Annotated in this window: 12 protein-coding genes; 5 read left to right on the top strand and 7 right to left on the bottom strand. The window is 44.0% G+C overall.

Annotated features, from left to right (window positions below; translation table 11 throughout):
* The first annotated feature begins 107 nt into the window (after window positions 1-107).
* A complete protein-coding gene (locus tag GK047_RS03395; RefSeq protein WP_163941141.1) occupies window positions 108-1,007 on the top strand; it encodes an AraC family transcriptional regulator in 900 nt (299 codons plus the stop codon).
* Between the two features lie 101 nt (window positions 1,008-1,108).
* On the opposite strand, the gene GK047_RS30300 is transcribed toward GK047_RS03395, so the two are convergent.
* From GK047_RS30300 to GK047_RS03360, 7 genes are all read right to left on the bottom strand, one after another.
* Entirely contained in the window at window positions 1,109-3,385 is a 2,277-nt protein-coding gene (locus tag GK047_RS30300; RefSeq protein WP_163941139.1) for a helix-turn-helix domain-containing protein, read from the bottom strand.
* 192 nt (window positions 3,386-3,577) lie between these two features.
* Complete coding sequence (locus GK047_RS03385; protein WP_163941136.1) at window positions 3,578-4,456, bottom strand: carbohydrate ABC transporter permease; 879 nt, start codon at window positions 4,454-4,456, stop codon at window positions 3,578-3,580.
* Between the two features lie 12 nt (window positions 4,457-4,468).
* Window positions 4,469-5,386, bottom strand: coding sequence for an ABC transporter permease (locus GK047_RS03380; protein ID WP_163941132.1), 918 nt, complete (start codon window positions 5,384-5,386; stop codon window positions 4,469-4,471).
* Window positions 5,387-5,460: 74 nt separating this feature from the next.
* A complete protein-coding gene (locus tag GK047_RS03375; RefSeq protein WP_163941130.1) occupies window positions 5,461-7,107 on the bottom strand; it encodes a type 2 periplasmic-binding domain-containing protein in 1,647 nt (548 codons plus the stop codon).
* 340 nt (window positions 7,108-7,447) lie between these two features.
* Complete coding sequence (locus tag GK047_RS03370) at window positions 7,448-10,924, bottom strand: S-layer homology domain-containing protein (RefSeq protein ID WP_205516237.1); 3,477 nt, start codon at window positions 10,922-10,924, stop codon at window positions 7,448-7,450.
* A 368-nt stretch (window positions 10,925-11,292) separates the two neighbouring features.
* Window positions 11,293-12,063 carry a DeoR/GlpR family DNA-binding transcription regulator gene (locus tag GK047_RS03365; RefSeq protein WP_163941128.1) on the bottom strand — a complete coding sequence of 257 codons (771 nt, stop codon included), beginning with the start codon at window positions 12,061-12,063 and terminating at the stop codon, window positions 11,293-11,295.
* Between the two features lie 186 nt (window positions 12,064-12,249).
* A complete protein-coding gene (locus GK047_RS03360; protein WP_163941125.1) occupies window positions 12,250-15,858 on the bottom strand; it encodes a polysaccharide lyase family 8 super-sandwich domain-containing protein in 3,609 nt (1,202 codons plus the stop codon).
* Between the two features lie 418 nt (window positions 15,859-16,276).
* Between GK047_RS03360 and GK047_RS03355 the strand changes: the two genes are divergently transcribed.
* The 4 genes from GK047_RS03355 to GK047_RS03340 all read left to right on the top strand — a co-directional run bounded on the left by GK047_RS03355 (window position 16,277) and on the right by GK047_RS03340 (window position 20,068).
* Complete coding sequence (locus GK047_RS03355) at window positions 16,277-17,227, top strand: metallophosphoesterase family protein (protein WP_346010278.1); 951 nt, start codon at window positions 16,277-16,279, stop codon at window positions 17,225-17,227.
* A gap of 23 nt (window positions 17,228-17,250) precedes the next feature.
* Complete coding sequence (locus GK047_RS03350; RefSeq protein WP_163941119.1) at window positions 17,251-18,111, top strand: DMT family transporter; 861 nt, start codon at window positions 17,251-17,253, stop codon at window positions 18,109-18,111.
* A 47-nt stretch (window positions 18,112-18,158) separates the two neighbouring features.
* Window positions 18,159-18,968, top strand: coding sequence for an MBL fold metallo-hydrolase (locus tag GK047_RS03345; RefSeq protein WP_163941116.1), 810 nt, complete (start codon window positions 18,159-18,161; stop codon window positions 18,966-18,968).
* Window positions 18,969-19,582: 614 nt separating this feature from the next.
* On the top strand, window positions 19,583-20,068 hold the full coding sequence (locus GK047_RS03340) for a phage lytic cycle repressor MrpR family protein (protein WP_481855940.1): 486 nt from the start codon (window positions 19,583-19,585) through the stop codon (window positions 20,066-20,068).
* Window positions 20,069-20,615 lie beyond the last annotated feature (547 nt).

Here is a 20,615-nt window from a genome sequence, read left to right as displayed (position 1 = left end):
ATACCCTTGACTCAATCTCCAAATTGAGCATTTTCTATACCAAATGTGCTACTGCAATGCTATGATAGAATGACACAAGGAAACTAGCTGAACGAAAGGAATAATCCATGGATGCTGCGTTCCGTTTTCCTAATATGATCAACACCCTACAGGTCGTAGGCTGCCATTTTGGCCTACAGCCCCCTGAATGGCATTACCCTCGGCATCACCATCATCTCTTTGAGCTGCTGTACTGTCTGGAGGGCGAAGTCATACAAGAAATGAATCGCGAATCGATCACGGTGCGCAAAGGTGACTGGTTGCTCATTAAATCGGGTGTACGCCATCAATCTGTGAATAGGTCATCTTCCCAATATGGCTATTTCAATGTACATTTCGATCTCGATGACCCCGATATTCGCAGCCTTCTTGCCGCCACCCCCTATCGCCATATTCCTCATCAAGAGGCAGAGCGAAGCAAGCTTCGCTTCTACGTTAGCGAACTAGAGGGAATTATGCACCGTACGCTTTCAGAGAAGGCGATTGAGCAGGAGCAGCAACCTATTCTCCGCTTCGAGGACAAGCTGTTGTTGCAATCGTATACCCTGCTCATCATCCATGACGTGCTGAATCTACTGCGCGAAATCCCTGCTCCGATGAAGCAGCTTTCAGCGGCCACTAAAGACTCTTCGCTTTTCGCTGCCGATGTTGCGCATGCAATTGAAGAGAAGCTCTCGCACGGTCTATGTGAAGAGGCCTCCGTCGCTGGTGTGGCCAAAGACCTAAATTTGAGCCGCAGCCAATGCAGCAAGCTCTTTTCTAAGGTCTACGGACTATCGCCTAGACAATATGTCAGCCGTCAGAAGCTCAATCTAGCCAAAGAGCTGCTTGTTACGACCAATCTCCCGATGACGGACATTGCGGAACAACTCGGCTTCCACTCGGCCAGTCATTTCTCCAGGCAATTCCGCCGCTGGACGGGGCAGTCCCCTACAGCCTTCAAGCCGAAGCATCATTCCGTACAGTAACTAGAACAGATGCAACGCTTCTCCCTTGAGCGCAAACAGGCTTTTTATCCGTAAAGTCAATTCACATTGTCTTTTACGATAAAAAGCCTGTTGTTCCCTATCTATTCCCCTTTGCGAAACTGTCCCGGGGTAATCCCCTCATACCGCTTAAAGACGCGGATAAAGGTATTACTATTTGTGAATCCAACCTTCTGGGTGATATCCGTAATCGTATCTTCGGTTTCTGTCATCAGCTGTTTAGCCAACTGGACACGCTGCTTATTGACATAATCAATGAACGTTTCGCCCGATTGTTCTTTGAAAAACCGCGATAAATAGGGCGCATTAACTTCAAATCGCAAAGAAAGCGAGGTTAGACTCAAATTCATATCTGACAAATGCTCCGTAATGTAGGTCATCACTTGATCCTTCAGATTCGTGTTGTGGCTCTTTTTCTTGGAATCGACGTAGTCACACACTGTTTTCAAAAACTTATATATTTCATCTTCGATCTCAACGAATGACTCACACTGCGTCAACTCCTTGATCAGTGCGTTTTTCTCGACCGCTAACTCCGTTGGCCCTTGAGGGAAATGTTCAATCGCCTTCAAAATCGTACCAATGAGCTCAAACATCAGCAATTTGCCGAGCTGAAGCGACAAGGTCCCATCCGATACATTCGTTACAATGAGCTCGCTTACAGCTTCCATTGCTTCTTCGTACTGCCCCGTTTTAATATGATTAATTAATTGGCGCTCTGTATCGAGCGGATAATAGAGTTCATTTTTCGGACGTTTTATGCGTTCAAAGGGGATGATCTGGCTCGGTCCGATCACAAATTTGTACTCAAGCGCTTCAAGCGCTTCCTCAAACCCGTGCGGAATTCCCGTTAAATATGGATGAATATCGCTAATACCGATCGTCAGCTGAATATAGAATTTCCCCTGAATAACCGCTTGCGCTTCCTGGGCAACCTCGATGATATCCTGCTTCGCCTGCACTTCATCATCGCCATGAATATTCACCAGAAAAGCAACCATGCCATCGACCTCGGTCGTAAACGCACGGTGTTTTCTCCCAATCAGCTCTTCCGTAATGTTCGTTACAATATAATAGACGTATTGCAATTTGGATTCCGCATCTCGCTCACCGCTGTCTTTAAACAAATCCCCGTAATCACCGATATGAAAAAGCAGGATTGCAAACCGATTCGTTTCGAATGTTAAATCAAACGATTCCATCGATTGGGCAAGCGCGGAGCCGCTTTCGACTCGTCCTTTCAAGAAGCGTGCTAGAAAATGGCTGCGCAACACATTTTGTTGAATTTGTATCGTCCGGTTCGCCGTATCTTGTAACGCCGCGTTCTCTGTCATAAAGGATTGCAGCAGAGAGAACTCATTTTCAATCCCTTTCAAATTCGATTTCACCTTCGGAGAAACGAGATCCATGATCCGACGGATCGGCATATAGTGCCTCCGCGTCAGCCAGATCGACATCGGCGCACCGACGAAGACACACAAAAACAAACCTACATAAATCCAGCTGCGCAGTTGACTGACCTTCGCGGAATAAATTTTCGTTGGTACAATCGAAACGTATTTCCAACCATTTTCCATCGAGGAGACGTAGGAGACAGTCACTTCTTCCCTGCCCCATTTTTGATTAAATGTGCCTTCTTTCGCTGCTAGCATTCCATAATCCATATTGGAAACACGTTCGGTGCCGCCAGCTACCATGAGCGGCTTATTCGTCGAATCCATGATCAGCACACTGCCTGCTTGGGCAATCTGAATGTTGGAAATCGCTGTTTTCAATCGTTCCGTGTTGAGCATCACGACAAGCGTGGCTTGCGCTTCTGAAGAATCTTGAATCGGAAGCGATTGCAGATAGACCATATCGTCACTAGACAATTGCACGAAATTTCCGAAATACGTCTTCTCAACGGCTTCGTGCCACTTATCTTTCGTAAAGTCTTTATTCGCATGAAAAATTTGGAATAACAGATCGTCCTGGTTCATCGTAGACGTCGAGATTCCGAAGTGCTGTTTTTTCATATATACGTATAAATCATTAATGTCCCCGTTGGATGCCGCATAAGAACGAAGCGATGAAATGAGATCCAATGTCTCTAGCTTGGCTTGCGGGCTATTGTAATCAGTTTGACTCACATATTTGATAACCTTCGGGTCCAGGGATAGCTGTAGACCCATCCGTTTGATGTCCTTAAACTGGTTGTCCAGGGACTGCTTTACTTGATTAAGCAGCGCCTCATTGGAGCGGATGACTTCCGAGCTTAATAGAAGCTGGGATTGAAAAAGAACGACCATCGTGATGACGATAGGGATACATAGAATGGTCAAATTGGAGTATAGCCAGAATAAAAAAACGCTCCGTTTCACTTAGAAGTCCTCTCCCTTACTCTTGCTGTATGTCGTATTATCCCACCAATCCCGCTTCATGTACATCTACGATTTTTGTACAATCATCATTTTTCGTGATTATACAGCCAAACCTAGGAAAAACCCAAATAACCCACCCTCTTTTTGAATGTCTCAAAAAGGGAGTAGGGTATGGGAGCGCGCATGTTTTGCTTACTCTTTAACAGCTCCGACCATAACACCTTTAACAAAGTACTTTTGAAGGAACGGATACGCAATTAGAATGGGCAGCGTTGCTACCATGATCGTCGCATACTTGATGCTCATACCGATCGCTTGCGTGTCGCTCGCATTTCCTGTGCCCGTCGTCATCGAATCTGTACTATTCTGCACTAGAATTTCCCGAAGAATGAGCTGCAAAGGAAACTTCTCACGATCATTCAAGAACAACATCGCATTAAACCATGAATTCCAGTGAGCTACCCCATAGTAGAGGACCATCACGGCGATAACAGGCATGGATAGCGGCACTACAATTTGGAACAAAATGCGGTATTCGCCCGCTCCATCGATTTTCGCAGATTCCAGCAAGCCTTCTGGGATCGCTTCGAACGAGGTACGCATAATGATCAAGTTCCATGTGCTAATCGCAACCGGAATGATGAGCGCAAGGAAACTATTTCCCATGTGCAAATAATTGTTGATCAGCAGGTAAGTAGGAATCAGTCCACCGCTGAAATACATCGTGAACACGATAGACACCATCAGAAATTTGCGCATGACGAATTTTCTGGTCAATGCGTAAGCGCCGATTGTAGTGAAGAACAAGTTTACCGCCGTACCAAGAATCAAAATGAGCAGCGTATTCCCATACCCTGTCAAAATGTTCGGATTCGCGATAACTTTCTTGAAAGCATCGAGATTAAAACCAAGCGGCTTGAACAATAGTCCAGAATGCTGGATTAAAAGATTGGAATCGCTAATCGATGCAACCCCTACATAGTAGAAAGGGTACAAGGTGCAAATAATTAATAACACCATAAGAATCCCATTGCCGATATCGAAAATACGGTCAACTGCGTTTGTTTTCATCGTTCGTCCCTCCTACCACAACCGGTTCCCGGAAAAGCGGCGGGATATGCTGTTAGCGCTAATAAGTAAAATGAAGTTGATCATGGATTGGAACAGTCCAACGGCTGTCGTATAACTATAGTCATTGCCTTGAGCAAGACCTTCGCGATACACAAAGGAAGAAATAACATCCGCGGTTTCGTACGTATTCGGATTGTAAAGTAGAACGACTTTTTCGAAACCGACTTCCATTAAGCCGCCAATGCGGAGGATAAGTAGAATCATAATCGTTGGAATGAGACCTGGAAGGGTAACGCTCCATATTTGTCTGTACCTGCCAGCCCCGTCTACGCGGGCCGCTTCATACAATTCGGGGTTAATGCCGCTCAGTGCCGCCAAATAAATAATGGAAGACCAACCGAGCTCCTGCCAAACCGAAGTACTGACGAAAATGGCTCGGAAATTGTTTGCGTCATTCAGCAGCGCAGAATCCTGGCCACCGAAAAACATGATCACCGAGTTGGCGATACCGCCACGGTTTGTAAAGTCTATAATAAGGCCTGAAATGACGACAATAGAAATAAAATGCGGCAAGTAGGACACCGTTTGCACGATCGATTTAAACAGTTTCTGACGAAGCTCATTAAGTAAAATAGCGAGAATAATAGGTGCTGGAAAACCAAAAATCAGGTTATAAAAGCTGATCAGGAACGTGTTGCGCAGTACGCGTAGGAAGTAATAACTTGAGAAAAAATCTTTGAAATGCTGAAAGCCTACCCAATCACTGCCCCAAATCCCTTTCGCTGGACTAAAGTCCTTAAAGGCAATGACTGCGCCATACATTGGAAAATACTTGAAAATGAAGAAATACAGCACCACGGGCAGTACCATCAGGTAGATTGCGCGATTCTTCTTCAAGTCAGTCATTAGAACCCGAATGGAGTTCACCATGTTCTCATTTCACTTCCTTACCGATATGTTGAACAGCTAGGGGGAGACAGGCTCCCCCTCAGCTGCTTTGTCTATTAACGCTTGTTGTAGCGATCTGTCGCTTCTTGGTAAATGTCCACAGCACGTTGTATGTTCATTTTGTTCATTTGTTCAATTGCTTTGTCAAAATCTGCAGCGCTTGCAGCACCCATGATGTATTTGGTGATTTGCTCTGTCAAAAGCGTGCTGACATCGTTCAAAATCTTCGCAGATTCCTTCGCTTCGTCAGTCGTCAGCGCCACTGGCGGCAGCATCACTTTAAATGCGTTAGGTGAATACTTAGCGTATACTTTGGCAGCGTCTTTCTGAGCTTGCAATTGGTAGTATTGTTCGTTGTAACGGTCATCATCTAAGCCGCTGAAGCTGTAATTCGCAATAAAATATTTGGCCATAGCTTGACTGATCGGCAAGTTGTCCGGGTTTTTCAAAATTAGGTCTGTATATTTCGGTTGTCCGTCAACTTTCGTGTACGTTTGACCTTCAATCCCGAAGTTTTTCAGCAATGCGCCTTCATCGCTGTACAAATAGTCAAGCGCTTTAATCGTTTCAACCGCATGCTTATTCGCACTTGTGATAACTGTTCCTACATTGTCAAATTCCCACGCTGCTTTGATAAATTTAGGCTCATCGCCTTTTTTCAATACCGGATATTGAACAGCCGCTAGCTGAGCTTTCGGATCTGTTTTCGTCAGAGCCGGCATGAAAGTACCGATACCGCCGCCGATGAAGCCATAGAATGCGCCTGCTTTGCCTGAAGTAATTTTCGCATCCATCGTTTTCACGTCATTCGAAGCAAAATCTTGATCGATGAGACCTTCTTTATACCATTTTTGCATCGTTTTCAAGTATTCCTTGAATTCCGGTTGAGCCGGACCGAATTTTACTTTACCGTTATCCAAGTAGAAGCTGTCCGATGTCGCTGTTGGTCCCATGCCTGTAACGCCAAAAGCACCAGCAAAGTCAGCGTTAGAAATTGGATAGTCCTTCTTCAAAGTGAAAGGAATAACGCCTTTCTTCTCTTTGAAGGCTTTCAACACCGTTTCCCACTCGTCAATTGTTTCCGGTGATTTCAAGCCAAGCTCGTCTAACCAGTCCTGACGGATCATCATACCGCTGAATGACTTGTACTGACCGTTTTGACCAGCGCGCAAGTGAGGCATTACGTAGATATCGCCATTATCCGCTTTGATTTGCTTCGCGATCTGCGGGTTTGCATCCAGAACTTTCTTCAAGTTTGGCGCATTCTTTTCAATTAAATCATTCAATTTAATAATGGTGCCGTCTTTAAACATTTTGGAAAGTCCGCCCTGTACATTGTTCCAGTTCCAGAGCATGGCATCCGGTAAGTTATTAGAAGCGATCATAACGCCGTACTGTTGAATGTCATCTTGCGTTGTATTGCCTGAGGAATGCAGGAAGTCGACTTTAACGTTCGTTTTCTTCTCCCATTCTTTCACCATCGGCAGTTCATTCATGCTTTTGAGAACCGCTTTGGCATTCGAGTTCATCGGAGTCCAGAGCTTCACATTCACAAGATCTTTAGAAGCTGCTGCTGTGGATGGCGCGCCGCTTTCTTTCGCCGTTTCTTTGGATGATCCTGAGCTTCCACAAGCAGATACAAGAGATAGTGCAAGGATGGATGCCACAACGGGCAACGCTTTAAATTGAAGCTTTCTTTTCATGGAAACACTCCCCTTATGTAGTAAGTCCGATGCTAACAGGGTGATACCGATTTGCCCTGTGAATGAAGCATACAGGATCTGTATTCCTTGCGTATATCGGCGATTTTTCAAACGTATTGTTTTCTTAAGATTGGGCATCGACGTTAATTGTTGGGTACACCATTTATGATAATTTCCTGATTATGAAAGGAAAAATCGCCCTTTACACCGCTATTCGAGCGAGTACTTGGCGATTTTTTCTACTATATGATAACACTTGCCGTGCAGTCTTCCAAACGAAAACACGAAAGACCATAGGCATAAGCCATATGGTCTTTCGTAACTTTTATAAAGCGATGTTTTAAATGTTCAATGCTTCCAACAGCTTGTAAATCATCGTCGATGCCTCTGCCCGCGTTGCCACGTTGTTGGCTCGGAAGGTATGATCATCGTATCCTGTTAGAATACCGGCAGCTACTGCTGAGCTAACCGCAGTTTGAGCCCAATTGGGAATGCTTGAAGCATCTTCAAATGGCTTCAAGTTACTTTCAGTTTTGTTGGCTGTTGCCTTTAATGCATTGGCGATGATAACGGACATCTCTGCTCTTGTAATCGTTTGATTCGCTTTGAAAACGGATTGCCCCTTATCTTCATACCCGCTGATGACACCTGCTTTGACAGCTGCGGCTACATCCGCTTTCGCCCATGAAGGAATCTCACTATCATCTTCAAATTTCGTTGTGCGTTCAGTTCCTTCGAGTCCAAGCGCCTTGACGAGTATGCTTGCGAATTGTGCCCGCGTCACAGTTTCTTCAGGCTGGAATGATTGATCTTCATACCCTTGAATGGCCTTCATACCGATTAAACGATCCGTATAGGCAGAGGCCCAGTGTCCCTTCAAGTCTGTAAACAGCGTTGGCTCATAGTTAAAGACGGCAAATTTCGTGAAATGTTTAACGCTAATGGAGACAGTGCCATCCGAATGCAGAGTACCTCCAATAAAAATCCACTTCTTTTGCAATTCGTTATAGTAGTAGACCGCCGGACTTTTAATCTTCATGCTCGTATCCATTTTGTAATTAAAAGTGATCTCCACAGGCTTGTTGAACGTATGACCCGAACTGCTAGTAAATTCAAGTACTTGACTCAATGCTTGTAAGTTTCCTACAGGTGGAGCTTGATTGGCAGCCATAACTGCTACATGAATCTTACTGTCCGAAGACACAGCCTCGGCAGGGATCTTAAATTTAACCACATCTTTAATACTGCCTTCCGAACCTTGGGTAGCTTTCACATCAACTTGTACGGTTTGTGAAGGCTCTTTTATTTCGGGTGTTGGTGATGTCGGAGCTGGTGATGATGTGCCACCACTACTACTTTTTTCATAAACAACCACCGTGCGAACGACCTCGTTTGCTGTATTTCCTGCCAAATCTCGAACGTTGTAATGAATCGAATAAGTCCCTGGTGTGTTGGTGTCTATTGTACCTGTAATCACGACTTTTCCTGAGAGTTCTACATTATCTGTAGCGGTGGCTCCTTGTTCATTATAAGAGCCGCCTTGTTTGATGGATAAAGTCTTATCTCCAATAAGTGAGATGACTGGAGCTGTTTTGTCAATATTCACGATGAACGGAATTGAATCTTGGTTGTTTAGATTATCCGTACCTCGGAAGAGAAGTTGATGTTCTCCTTGTTCTTTAACTTCAATTTTGCTGTTACTTTCGTAACTGTTGTATGTTTTTCCACCATCTTTCGATAGCTCGATAATTGCTGAAGTGCTAGGCGCATACACATTGGCATACACACTGACGGTAACATTTTGATTTGTCCATGTGCCGTTTGAATAAGCTTGCCCATCAGCAAAAGTCATTTTTCCATGCAGCTCAATATTTGCTTTATTTATCCCTTTAACAATAACTGGGAAAACCTTTGATTTGCTTACTTCTCCGCGCGTAATCGTTGCCGTTAAATTAACCATGGTGTTGTAAGCTGGACGTGAAATAAACTTACCTCCGTTACTAATTAACGTTGGCATTGAACTTTCCCAATGTATGAAAGTTCCATGTTCACCAATAACAGGAAGTTGAATGTCATTGGAAACGTCGTTTAAATCACCCAATACTAAATGGTTACTCGTATCAGTTACAGCCTGTAGATCACTGTAGGCTGTTGGTTTCACGAAAATCGGGTTCGAATAAAACCACAAATCTTTATAATTTCGGTCATTAATATTGTTAAAGCGAGTTGTATGATCAGCATCGTCCGTTTTCGGATCTAGGAGGGGATTCCCCTGAGCGTCCGTTTCTCCAGGTACGTTCAAGCCCAGATTGGTGCCTCTTAGTCTGTAATATTGCTTCTTCTTAGCAGATCCCAGATCATATGTAATGACATTGTATCCTTGTTCATCTGTTGTCCAATCCTTGTTCGTAAACGTTGCGATAACTTTGGTCGAATCATTGGTATCTTTGCCATAGGCAGCCGTTCCAGCTGCTGCCTTCTCGTCGCTTACATCTCCAGCGATCAGATCCACATGATCAACGATGGGGGCTATATTAGCTGGAACACCATTTACTACAGGTGTTTCATAATTATTTTTCGCAGGACTTTTAAAGCGTATCGTAAGTTGAAGATGATCCCCCTCAGTCACGTTTACCTGCGGATTTGCGGCTCCCATTTCTAGCTTGCCGCCACTTCCTTCAATATTAAAATCCAAAGCGTTAATCAGATCCCCATAAACGGAAAATGATTTCCCCGACCGCATACCATTTAAAATTGATCGCATGTCGCTTCCGTTCGACCATGTATAATTTTTGGCGTATTCACCAGGCCAGTATCCGCTGGAGTAAGGGTTAATGATTTTGAAATGATAGTCCGAATTGGCAAAATTCCAATAATTACGCCCCTCTCCTAGCAGTGCGTCCCAGACGCCCCCAACCTTGGCAATCATGTAATCCGACCCGCCAAATGATCTTAATTTATAATTATCATCAGCCGTTGGATTACCTATGTTATAGGTTGTGTTATACCCGCCTCTATCCGGTTCCATCTGGCCGCCTATCATGCCTTCAAAACCAAAGTTGATGTCTGGAGCTGCGTTATTAAAGTCACGTAGATCCGTAATCGTAGTCCTTGGGGTGTTGCCGTTTTTCCCTCTGGAAGGATGATTGATGAGAAAGTAACTTTTGTCTGCATAATTCTTTTGAAGCCATTTTATAGCTGTTAATGAATCGAAATGATCGAAATTTGTTATTTTGCTATCATTCTGTTTCCACGCCGCTACATCATTGGCATCGAACATATTTTCAGGTCGGTTCGTAAACAAGTACTCAAATTGATTTACGGCTTTAAGTGCCTCAGTTGATCCCGGATTATCCGTTAAAATACCTATCGCCGCATGGTCATGTGTCGGTATATCCCATTCAAATCCAGAGAAAATAGTCTTCCCCGCATATTTACCTGCAGCCTGCAAAGCCTTGATTTTCGGGACTTCATAATTGATGGCGCCCTGTGAAAATGGAATTGGCCCTCCCGGTACATCTACCCCTTCGTCATCCCGTTTGGAGGATCTCAGGTGATTAGCGGTTGCTATCCAATCCAAACCATACGTAGTGAAAGCATTATCTAATACGTCCTCAAGTCTAGACTGGGCATCGTCCGATTCATAGGTATGCGCGTGAAACTCCCCAGTCATCCATTTGCCTGTGCTATTGCCATTGTTTGGCGTAACTTGAATAGCTGGAGCTGCTTGCACCTTTGTGGCAGGTAGAGCTTGTATAAGTAAGCTAAAAGTAAGGGGAGTAATGGATAAGACTCGAAGTAATTTTTTAGTTAACAAAATAATACACCACCCATTTATTTTTTAAGAACCTAGTCTAGTTGCTATTACAGAGAGAGTATCGATTTTCCTAATTGAAAAACCTTTAATCAAATCGAACATTATTCGACATACTTTGACAAACGTAGTCTATCTTAACGGGAATAACGCTGTCCATAGGAAACAGACAAACCACATAATATCTTAACAAATCAATGTTTCACGTCGTTTTACACACTTTTCCATAACAGGAGCGTGTGCCTAACTTTCGTTCCCGATTTCGTAAGATCAACCGCTTACACACAAAAAAGATCGCCTACGAGGCGACCTTTTTTGTATGTTTTATCCATTTTCAATTAAGAGCATCAAGAGCTCGTCTTCATCAAATGTTAATCACTAATGAGCACTTCAATGCCAAGCGCCTCAACCGTGTCAATCCATTCTTTCGAGCAGCCTGAGTCTGTGATCATCATAGAAATCTCCTCTATCTTCGATACCCTGGCAAATGTCGTCATGCCGAACTTGGTATGATCGGATACAAGAATCGCTTCTTCCGCTCGCTGCATCATTTTCCGTGAAATAATCGCTTCATTTAGATGATAATCGGTGATGCCGTCCACTAAAGAAATACCGCCAACGGAAATAAACGCTTTGTTAACTTTAAATTGATCAAGAAGCTGATCCGTAATGGAGCCCGTTGCTGCCTGATACTCCACGTTGACTTCTCCACCTGCAAAAATAATTTTACCCTTGAACATCTCCATGGCCAAAACCAGAATCGGAACGGAATGCGTAATTATCGTTAAATTAGAACGATCCTTCAAATGACGCAAAATCTCTATCGTTGTTGTGCCATTGTCCAGCATGATTGTCTCGCCATCTTTAACCAGAGAAGCCGCCAGCTTGCCGATAGCCGCTTTCTCTTCTTTCATCATTTGTGCCCGCTTTAGAAATGGCGGCTCGACAAGTTCAGCGCGCATTTTCACTGCGCCTCCGTACACCTTGCGAAGTCTGCCTTCCTTCTCCAATCGATCCAAATCTCGACGAACCGTTTCCGTTGAAACATTCAACTGCTCGGACAGAAGATGCACCTGAACCTTGCCTTCCAGCTCCAAATGATCAAGAATCGTTTTCCTACGATCTTCGTACGTTAATGACATAGCAGCCTCCTAAAATGACCGATTATATTAAATTGATGATGTTTCCTGTTGTTTTCATTCAGTGTATAAGGTAGAACTGGTCCTGTCAACAAACAGACAGGGAGATCCGACCTACAAAAATAAAACGCCCTTTACTCTGAAAAACGGAGTAAAAGGCGTTTAAAGTTATTGCGTATTCCCATGCTTTTAAGGCATGATTTGCAGCATCGGTTTACTTGCGGCAACCGCGTTTTCTTTTGAAGCGTAGCTGACATATGTTGATGAACCGTTAGTTAAAGAAGAAATTTCAATACCTATTTGTTTGTTCGACGAAGCAAGGGCGCTGCGTACCTGCTCGGTTACGTCGATCCAGACGCTTTTCCCTGCTGCGGGCACTTTCCACTGGTCTAACGGCAACAGAGAAGCAGGTTTATTGTTCCAAGTCAGCGTATTTTCACCCCATACCTGTGAGAGCAGTCTCGCCTGATGATACACAGGGGTACTCGGCGCTCCCGTTGGAGACAGCATAATCATTGCTTTAGAAACGGTTCCCGTGTAGGTCGAAAGATCAAATTGAACAAGCGCGTTGCGATTGTACCCCACACTCTCATTCTTCACTTCCATATACCCATTGCTCCCATAATTCGTCCCTGCGTAGCTGCCATCTCTCACCCAAGCATCCGCTTGTGAGGGAATCACTGTTGGCGTCGCGTTTGTAAAACGAGCATGGAATGTAGTGCCATAAGAGCCACTAACATCAATAGACAGCTTTAAAGTAGGGCTGTATTGCGTTACGGTGATACCCGTATCTAGAAAAGCTGCAGCCGCATAGCTGCGATTCAACTCCACTTGAATGCTTCCTGCATTCGCTTGGGTAGGATCAGAAATGGCGAAATCAAGGGCACCATTCTCTTCTTTAACGAGTACGGACGCTTTCTTATCAACGGTGATCAGATTCCCGCCATTCCCGTCACCTATTGTCTTGACGCTATCTTCCCACAAGTTGGCAGCGACAATGTTCAGCGAAGTCTCTTTAACAGCCTGCGCACTCGAGCTATTTTCCAGTATCGTGACAGTAGGCTGAGCCGCATAGCTTTGAACCTGAGCACTGCTTGCATTCGGCAAAGCAACGTAACTATAAGAAGCATTGCTCGGGTTCGTCCCATGATCCATCCATAATGTCAGGTAATTCGCTTTGACTGGCTCCTTATAATTCGTAAGCGTAAGCTTCGGACGATACGTAGAATTCGGATTCTCACGGCTAGCATAGTAAACCCATCCGTTGGCATCCGCTTCTGAAGACGCATAAATTCGTAGGGTTACCGTGGTTTGATTACTCGACAGCGCCGTTTGAAGCGCATTTGTAACATCTATCGCTACCGGAGTGCCAACCTGCATGCCGCTCCATTGTTGAACTGGATTTAATGCGGTAGAGCTTGGTTTATTGGACCATAGCAAGTCGGTTTCAGACCACGCGCTGCTGGAAACCCATTCAGCTGTGTTCTGAATCGCATTTCCCGTTGATCCAATCGAAGTTGGAACAAGCGTAACTTGAGCGCTATCGAACGTTGCGCCGCTTGGAACATAAGAACTCAGATCAAACTTAATATAGCTTTCGCGGGCATAGCCGCCAGTATCATTCTTTACAAGCAGCGTCGACTCAGTCCCGTGATTCGGTTCATTTTGCCGCACATAGGTATCTTCTGTATTGTAAACGGTGTATACATTCGGGGTCGCTTGATTAATGTCGTTCCATGTGCCAGTTCGCGCTTCCCTTTTCGCTTTAAGCGTCGTTGAGCCTGGGAAATAATAGCCAATACTTGACGTATCCCCGCTCGTGTTGCCTTGCAGGTGAAGCCAGTTCGCTCCACTTAACGTATCTGACCACCCCAAAGCTGCAGGTTGAACGTCGCCATTCACCGTGAGCGCATTGCTGCCATTCATTTTGCGATTATCTACAATCGTTTCCACTTTACGTGTTGTGCCATCCCAGCCGTTGCCGGTTTGCCCTTTGTTCGTAATCCCCGCGCCTAAAGCAACGATTTCATTGTCAAAGGTAAACCATGATTTTTTCGCGGTCAGGCTAGATGGCGTAGTCACCGCGCCTCCCGTAGCGATATCACCAGGCGATTTCAAATCCATGCCTGTTGCGCCATAAAGGCCAAGCAGCTCCGCCCCTCCTGCCCATGTGTTCGGACTTAAGTAATTCGTCCAATTACTGTTCGCAGTACGTGTCTGCGTATCGATCGTCGTTCCAGGCAATCGATACGGATTGACCGTAGGCCAATAATTATCGAATTGCGTCGGATCGCTGTTATATAAATACGTCATGCCATCACCGGTATACCAGCCTTTCACATTGTTCTTGTTCCCAGATTCATATTTATCCACGCGTTTGGATGACATGCTAATCCCGTATCCGTAACCTTGGCGCAGTTGAACCGCACGATCCTGACTTGGAAACTGAAATTGACCGATTTTCTCTCCCCGCGATGGAATTGAAGCATCCTGAACGATCTGTTTAAGCTGCATATATTGATAAATGGAAGCGGCTGATAAGATTTGGTTTCCGCTATCAACGCTGAGCCAGTACTTTAGCATACCCTGAATGGCTTGTTTCGGATGCAACGGATACGAAGCCCCTAGCTGCTGGTTATCTTCTGGAGCCGTCATGAGCAGATAACATAGAGACGAAATAAGCCCTTTCCCAGTCAGGATCGGCTGTTCATCCTTTACCCCTAAAGATGGGCCATAGGCGATATTACGTCCACGAACCATATCCATCACATTGCCGTTATAAATAAATGGCTCCACCGAATCGAATACCCACTTATAGGCATTCCATTTGTTCACATCCGTAACATCCCAGCTAGATCCTCCTAACGTGTAGAGAAGAATACCCACATCATTAAGCAGCGATGTTCCATAACCCCCAATATAAGGCATTGCGGCATGTTGAATAAACGATCCATCTTGATAGAAACCGTCACGCGCTGAAGTGTTGACAGCTGCTGAAGGCGATGCATATTCAAATACGCTGCTTAATGCATCGCGGGCATTTGAAATTTTTGAGGCATCCTTAACGATAATTCCCCTATAGGCAACGGCAATTGCTTGATCCAGTAAATTCGCACCCGTCATTACAGGACTACCGCTTACCGTGCGAGCCGACGCAGTCGGGATAAACCGGTTAACCGCATTCATGTAATTAGTCACTTGTGTCGGACTAAGATCGTTCCCCATTAGAATGACTGTCTTGGTCAACAGTTGAGGTACGCCAATCTGCCAATGAAACCAGTTTCCATAAGTTGTTACGGTCGTATTATATTTTTGTGTGTACAGCCAATCCAATGCACTTAAAATATCTGCTTTTAATGCTGCATTTTGATAAAAAACAGAACCCGGCGTATACAGTGCTGAAACCATCGCATACAAACGTCCATAAGAAGCGGAGATATCACCGGATTTGGTATAACTATCTGAACTTGTGAACGGTAAATCAACCCATAAATAAGTGCGGCTTGCACTCGCATTCATGGTGTCCCAGTAGCCTTTGCCACTAGCGCAAGGGGCCTGTGCCGATGAGCAGCTTGACGTTGATCTGTCGATAGTGGCAATCTTCTGCTGCAGCATAGTATCTGTTAGGGGCAGCGAGTATTGACCGTCGCCAAGCAGTAATCGCTGCAGTTTGACCCCCAATGCATCATATTCATCGCTAGCCTGAGCAGATTGAGGGTTAACTCCCAGTACAGTTCCTATTATTAATAGGAAACAGAGCAGCAGGAGTCGAACCGATTGTTTAGACTTCATCATCATTATCCCTCCTCAATTGTAAACGCTATCACACGTATACAAACATAAGCGGAACGCATCCAATCGTAAATCGACGATTTATTTCCGTATCTTTATATTTTGAGATTACAAAAGAAACGGGCGGCTTCCTTACACGTTATCTGGTAAATCCATGTTATCGGCATACAGCTTTCATACCGATTGGTTAGCAGGATGAAGCTTGCCAAGTGAGCTTCCTTTATTGTCTCTCAGACTTCTTCCATAGGTAATCATATTTCTTCATTGGTTTCCTGTGATCTGTCTACGAACTTCTATGTTTTTAAGCGCAGATTTACATTGACAGCACCTAAAACGAGAGATACAATAGTCACAAAACAACAACAAATATTTGTCAATTCAACACGATACCAACTGAATTCCTACTATGAGGAGGATTATTACTGTGCCCCATCAACTCTCTTTTCGCCAAAATCAAACATTCACGATTACACAATTCACAGATATTCACTGGAAAAACGGAGGTGAGGAGGACCAGCTTTCGCTACGACTCATGGAGGAAGTGCTGGATGCCGAGCAACCTGACCTTGTTGTTTTTACAGGAGATGTGATCTATACAGGCTATGTAACACCTGGTGAACCTATCTGCGAGAAGCCTCTGCAAGCTTTTAAGGATGCTGTGCAGGCCGCCGAATCACGTGGTATTCCATGGGCTGTCGCTTTCGGTAATCATGATACAGAGCAAGCAATTACTAGAGAAGAACTTATGAATAGCGTTCTTGAACATAAGCATACGGTTGCCTCACCTGGACCCATACAGCTGAACGGTGTCGGCAATTATGTGCTGCAAATTGCAGGCTCTGACGACAAACCTGCGGCTGTTTTGTATCTTTTCGATTCTGGCAATCTCTCTCCGCTGCCACATGTCAAAGGATACGATTGGATTCGCAGCGATCAGATCGCCTGGTATAGAGAGGAATCGCATAAGCTTCGCGATCATGCCGGCGGCAATGCGCTTCCTGCATTGGCTTTCTTTCATATCCCTTTACCTGAGTACAAAGAGGTTTGGGATAAGGAAACTTGCTACGGGCATAAATTCGAAGACGTTTGCAGCGCTAAAGTGAATTCAGGTTTGTTCAACGCAATGGTGGAAATGGGTGACGTCATGGGGACATTCGTCGGGCACGATCATACGAATGACTTTACTGGAGAGCTTCACGGTATTCGCCTTTGTTACGGTCGGGCATCCGGTTATAATACCTACGGCAAGGAAGGATTTCCCCGTGGTGCGCGGATGATACGCCTCCGTCAAGGCGTCAGAGAATTTGAAACATGGCTGCGTCTCGCAGATGGTACCGTCGTAAGGGAGCAACCTGAACACGTACCTGAGAAATAATTGTCACCTTTGGAGATGATGGCTTGTTTATTGTTGCACTACTTCTTGTTTTGACATCTGGACTAACGCATGCGATTTGGAGTCTATTCGCCAAGAAAAGCAATAATAAAAGTGTGTTTCTTTGGTCGATCACTATGCTGACAACCATCATTCTATTTCCTTCTTTTGTGAAGGAAATGTGGTTCAATCCCTTAACGCTGCAAGCCTATGGACTCATCCTTTTATCAGCATTGCTGCAAGGTGCTTACGCACTTCTCTTGTCCCGCACCTATAACGCGGGCGATCTTTCACAAGTGTATCCGATCATGAGGGGCACAAGCACACTCCTAATCCCTATCGTTAGTGTACTATTTCTAGGAGAATCGCTATCCATCTTGGGATGGATGGGGCTTATTATTATGATTAGCGGATTCATCCTATTAAGCGGAATCGTTCGTAATCATTCAAAATCACCCTTAGCTGCCGTTACCATAAAACCAGTTCTCTTAGCACTGTGTGTGGGCGTATGCACAACTTGTTATGTGCTCGTCGATAAACTTAATTTACAGCATATCTCAGCTCTAACTTTATTAGAAGTAACGAATATTGGCTTTGTAGCGGCTCTGACGCCAACGGTTCTCGCCTCCAAGCAGCTTCGTATGGAATGGAAGCTCAACGGTAAAATCATTCTGTTGGGGGCTATTCTTAACCCTGGCTCTTATCTGCTGTTCTTGCTTGCGTTAACGTATGCACCGGTAGCCCATATCTCCCCGATTAGGGAAATCGGCTCTGTCTTTGCTACGCTATTAGGCATTATCGTCCTCAAAGAAAAACAAGGACTTATCCGGATCATCTGCTCAATTCTGATTACGATCGGCATCATCTTAATCGGAATGTTTGGCTAGCTATGCTTTCGATGCTAGTTTTCTTCGAAAACTCTTAGGAGGAACAAATGAAGATTCATTTTCTTGGAACGGCTGCATTTGAGGGGATTCCATCGCTCTTTTGCCAGTGCGCGACTTGTCGGCAGGCCCGTGAACGCGGAGGTTCGAATGTCCGTTCACGCACATCCGTACTGATCGATGAAGTACTAAAGATTGATTTTCCGCCAGATACCTTCTACCATTCGTTACGGTATGGGCTAGATATGGATCGTGTGCAAGATTTGCTGATCACCCATTCACATTCTGATCATCTTTATGCCGAAGACCTGGCTATTCGCGCAGAAGGCTATGCGGAATCAGGCAATAGCACCCTGCATGTGTATGCGCATGACGTTCCACTGCGGATGACAACGCTGGCGTTACAGGGCCTTACACATAATTACGAGCTGCATCGTGTAAGACCCTTCGAAGCCATTCAGACACAAACGTCGACGATTGTCCCTCTTCTTGCTAGCCATGATCCTCTTGAAACGTGCTTGCTATATAGCATCGAGAAGGATGGAAAAACCATCCTGTACGGACACGACAGCGGCTGGTTTCCTGACGAAACCTGGACATGGCTCAAGAACAAGAAACTAGATCTGGTCGTTTTGGAATGCACAGTTGGGCGTTCTAACCATCGAACCAATCATATGAACGTCGATGCAGTTCTTGAAACGAAAGAATGGCTGATGAAGCATCAGGTTTTGAACCCTGAGGGAACCATGGTTGTCACTCACTTTTCCCATAATGCTGGCCTCCTGCATGAAGATCTGATCGAAATCTTCGAACCCTATGGAATCCAAGTCGCGTATGATGGAATGACTTTACATATTTAAAAAAATAGTCTTTGCCTGGTCTTAAGCCTGAGAAATAGCTTAATTACCGAGCAGAGACTATTTGTTTTTCCTTCCAATCGTACTTACTTTCGTCGTCCCTTTCTCGGCAATATTCGTCACATCGAAAAGCAGAGCATTGTTCACCACCTTCAACTGAACGGAGACTACAACCTAGATCGAACTGGATGTAAGCGTATACAAATTAGTGTAAAGCGACCAAAGTATCTAATGCCCAGCCTATTTTCCACTTCATAGTACCGATTTCGATCATGAACTCATCTTCCCCTTATTAGGCTCCCCTCCATTATATAGCTAATCTGGATAACAAAATGTTGATACATTTTGTTATTGATTGATCTTTTTGACTTGTTGCAAAGAAACGCCATCCAAGAAAAAATGCCCGTAAACAGGTGTCAATAGTCTATTTAAAACCGTCATCTGCACAATATAAGATTTACCGTAATAATATATATTCTCTTGTCATAAAGTATATAGATGTTTAGTCAGGAAGGAACAAAACTTCCTATTATTCATCGTATGATTTCCCGTTATATTCATGTAAAATATAACTAAGAACCCAATTTTTTACACAATTGAAGGGATGATGATTTCGTATTCTTACACTAGAAAAAATTCGTTTTATTGAAACTCAATGCATTAATCCGCAAGATGCCATCTTAATTCGTTTACTTATTGAAGGTATTGGCACTCATGAATTAGTGTACCTCAAGAAAGAAGCTTTAGATGCCAAAAATCAGATGCTCACCTTAACAGATTCTTTCGGACTAGAAAGGCAAGTTCACCTATCAAAAAAATGCGTCGACCTCTTTCAAAGTGCTATCCAACAAACGAAATACGTACTAAATAATGGTTACAATCCAAGCAAACAAAGTTTAGTTGATCTCAGAGATAGCGATTATCTCATTAAGGTTAGCTTACAAGATCATCTAGCTAATCAAAGTATGATCACTGAAATGGATTCCGTTATTTTACGAACCATATACATGCGGCTTCGAAGATTGGCTGACTTCTTCTCAACACCTGAATTAACCCATTTGACGACCGTAAAGCTTGAATTTAAAGAAATTGCATATGCTTAATAAGAAAAGAGGCCATCGGGCCTCTTCTTCGTTGAATCTACCTGTAAAGCAATTCCTTCATATATTTAAGAGAGTAATAAATTAGAAAGAGCGCTAAAATAAAACAAATGCAGATTAAAAAGGCACTTACCCATATCCCAAAATACCCGGAGGGCTGTGATTTAACATTCAATACGTATCCGGAAATTAGAGTTAACAGATTCATAATAATAAAAGAACATATAAATTCCATCACTCTAAACAAGGGATCTTTTGCTTGATTCCTCATTATTTCTTTACGTACTTCCACAGGTTTATCTTGAATTGCCTTGCGATAATGATCCCATCTGAATGTGCTAATACTGGCTACAAGTGCAGCAATTGCGAGAGCAGAAGTAACATTTACCTGTACATACACAGAAATAAAGTTGTTTATTTCTTTTACGTCTGTTTCGTAGTAAAGAAATTCACACGAAAATATGATAAATAATAACGATGAGATCGTGAAGCTTAACCAGAATATTAAAGAATGCTTTGATGGTCGTGTGAAATCTTTTTGTTGTTCCAT

The sequence above is a fragment of the Paenibacillus sp. SYP-B3998 genome (assembly GCF_010820665.1).
Classification (GTDB): domain Bacteria; phylum Bacillota; class Bacilli; order Paenibacillales; family NBRC-103111; genus Paenibacillus_E.
Note: the sequence above shows the minus strand (reverse complement) of the source record. Positions and strands in the feature narration are given on the sequence as shown.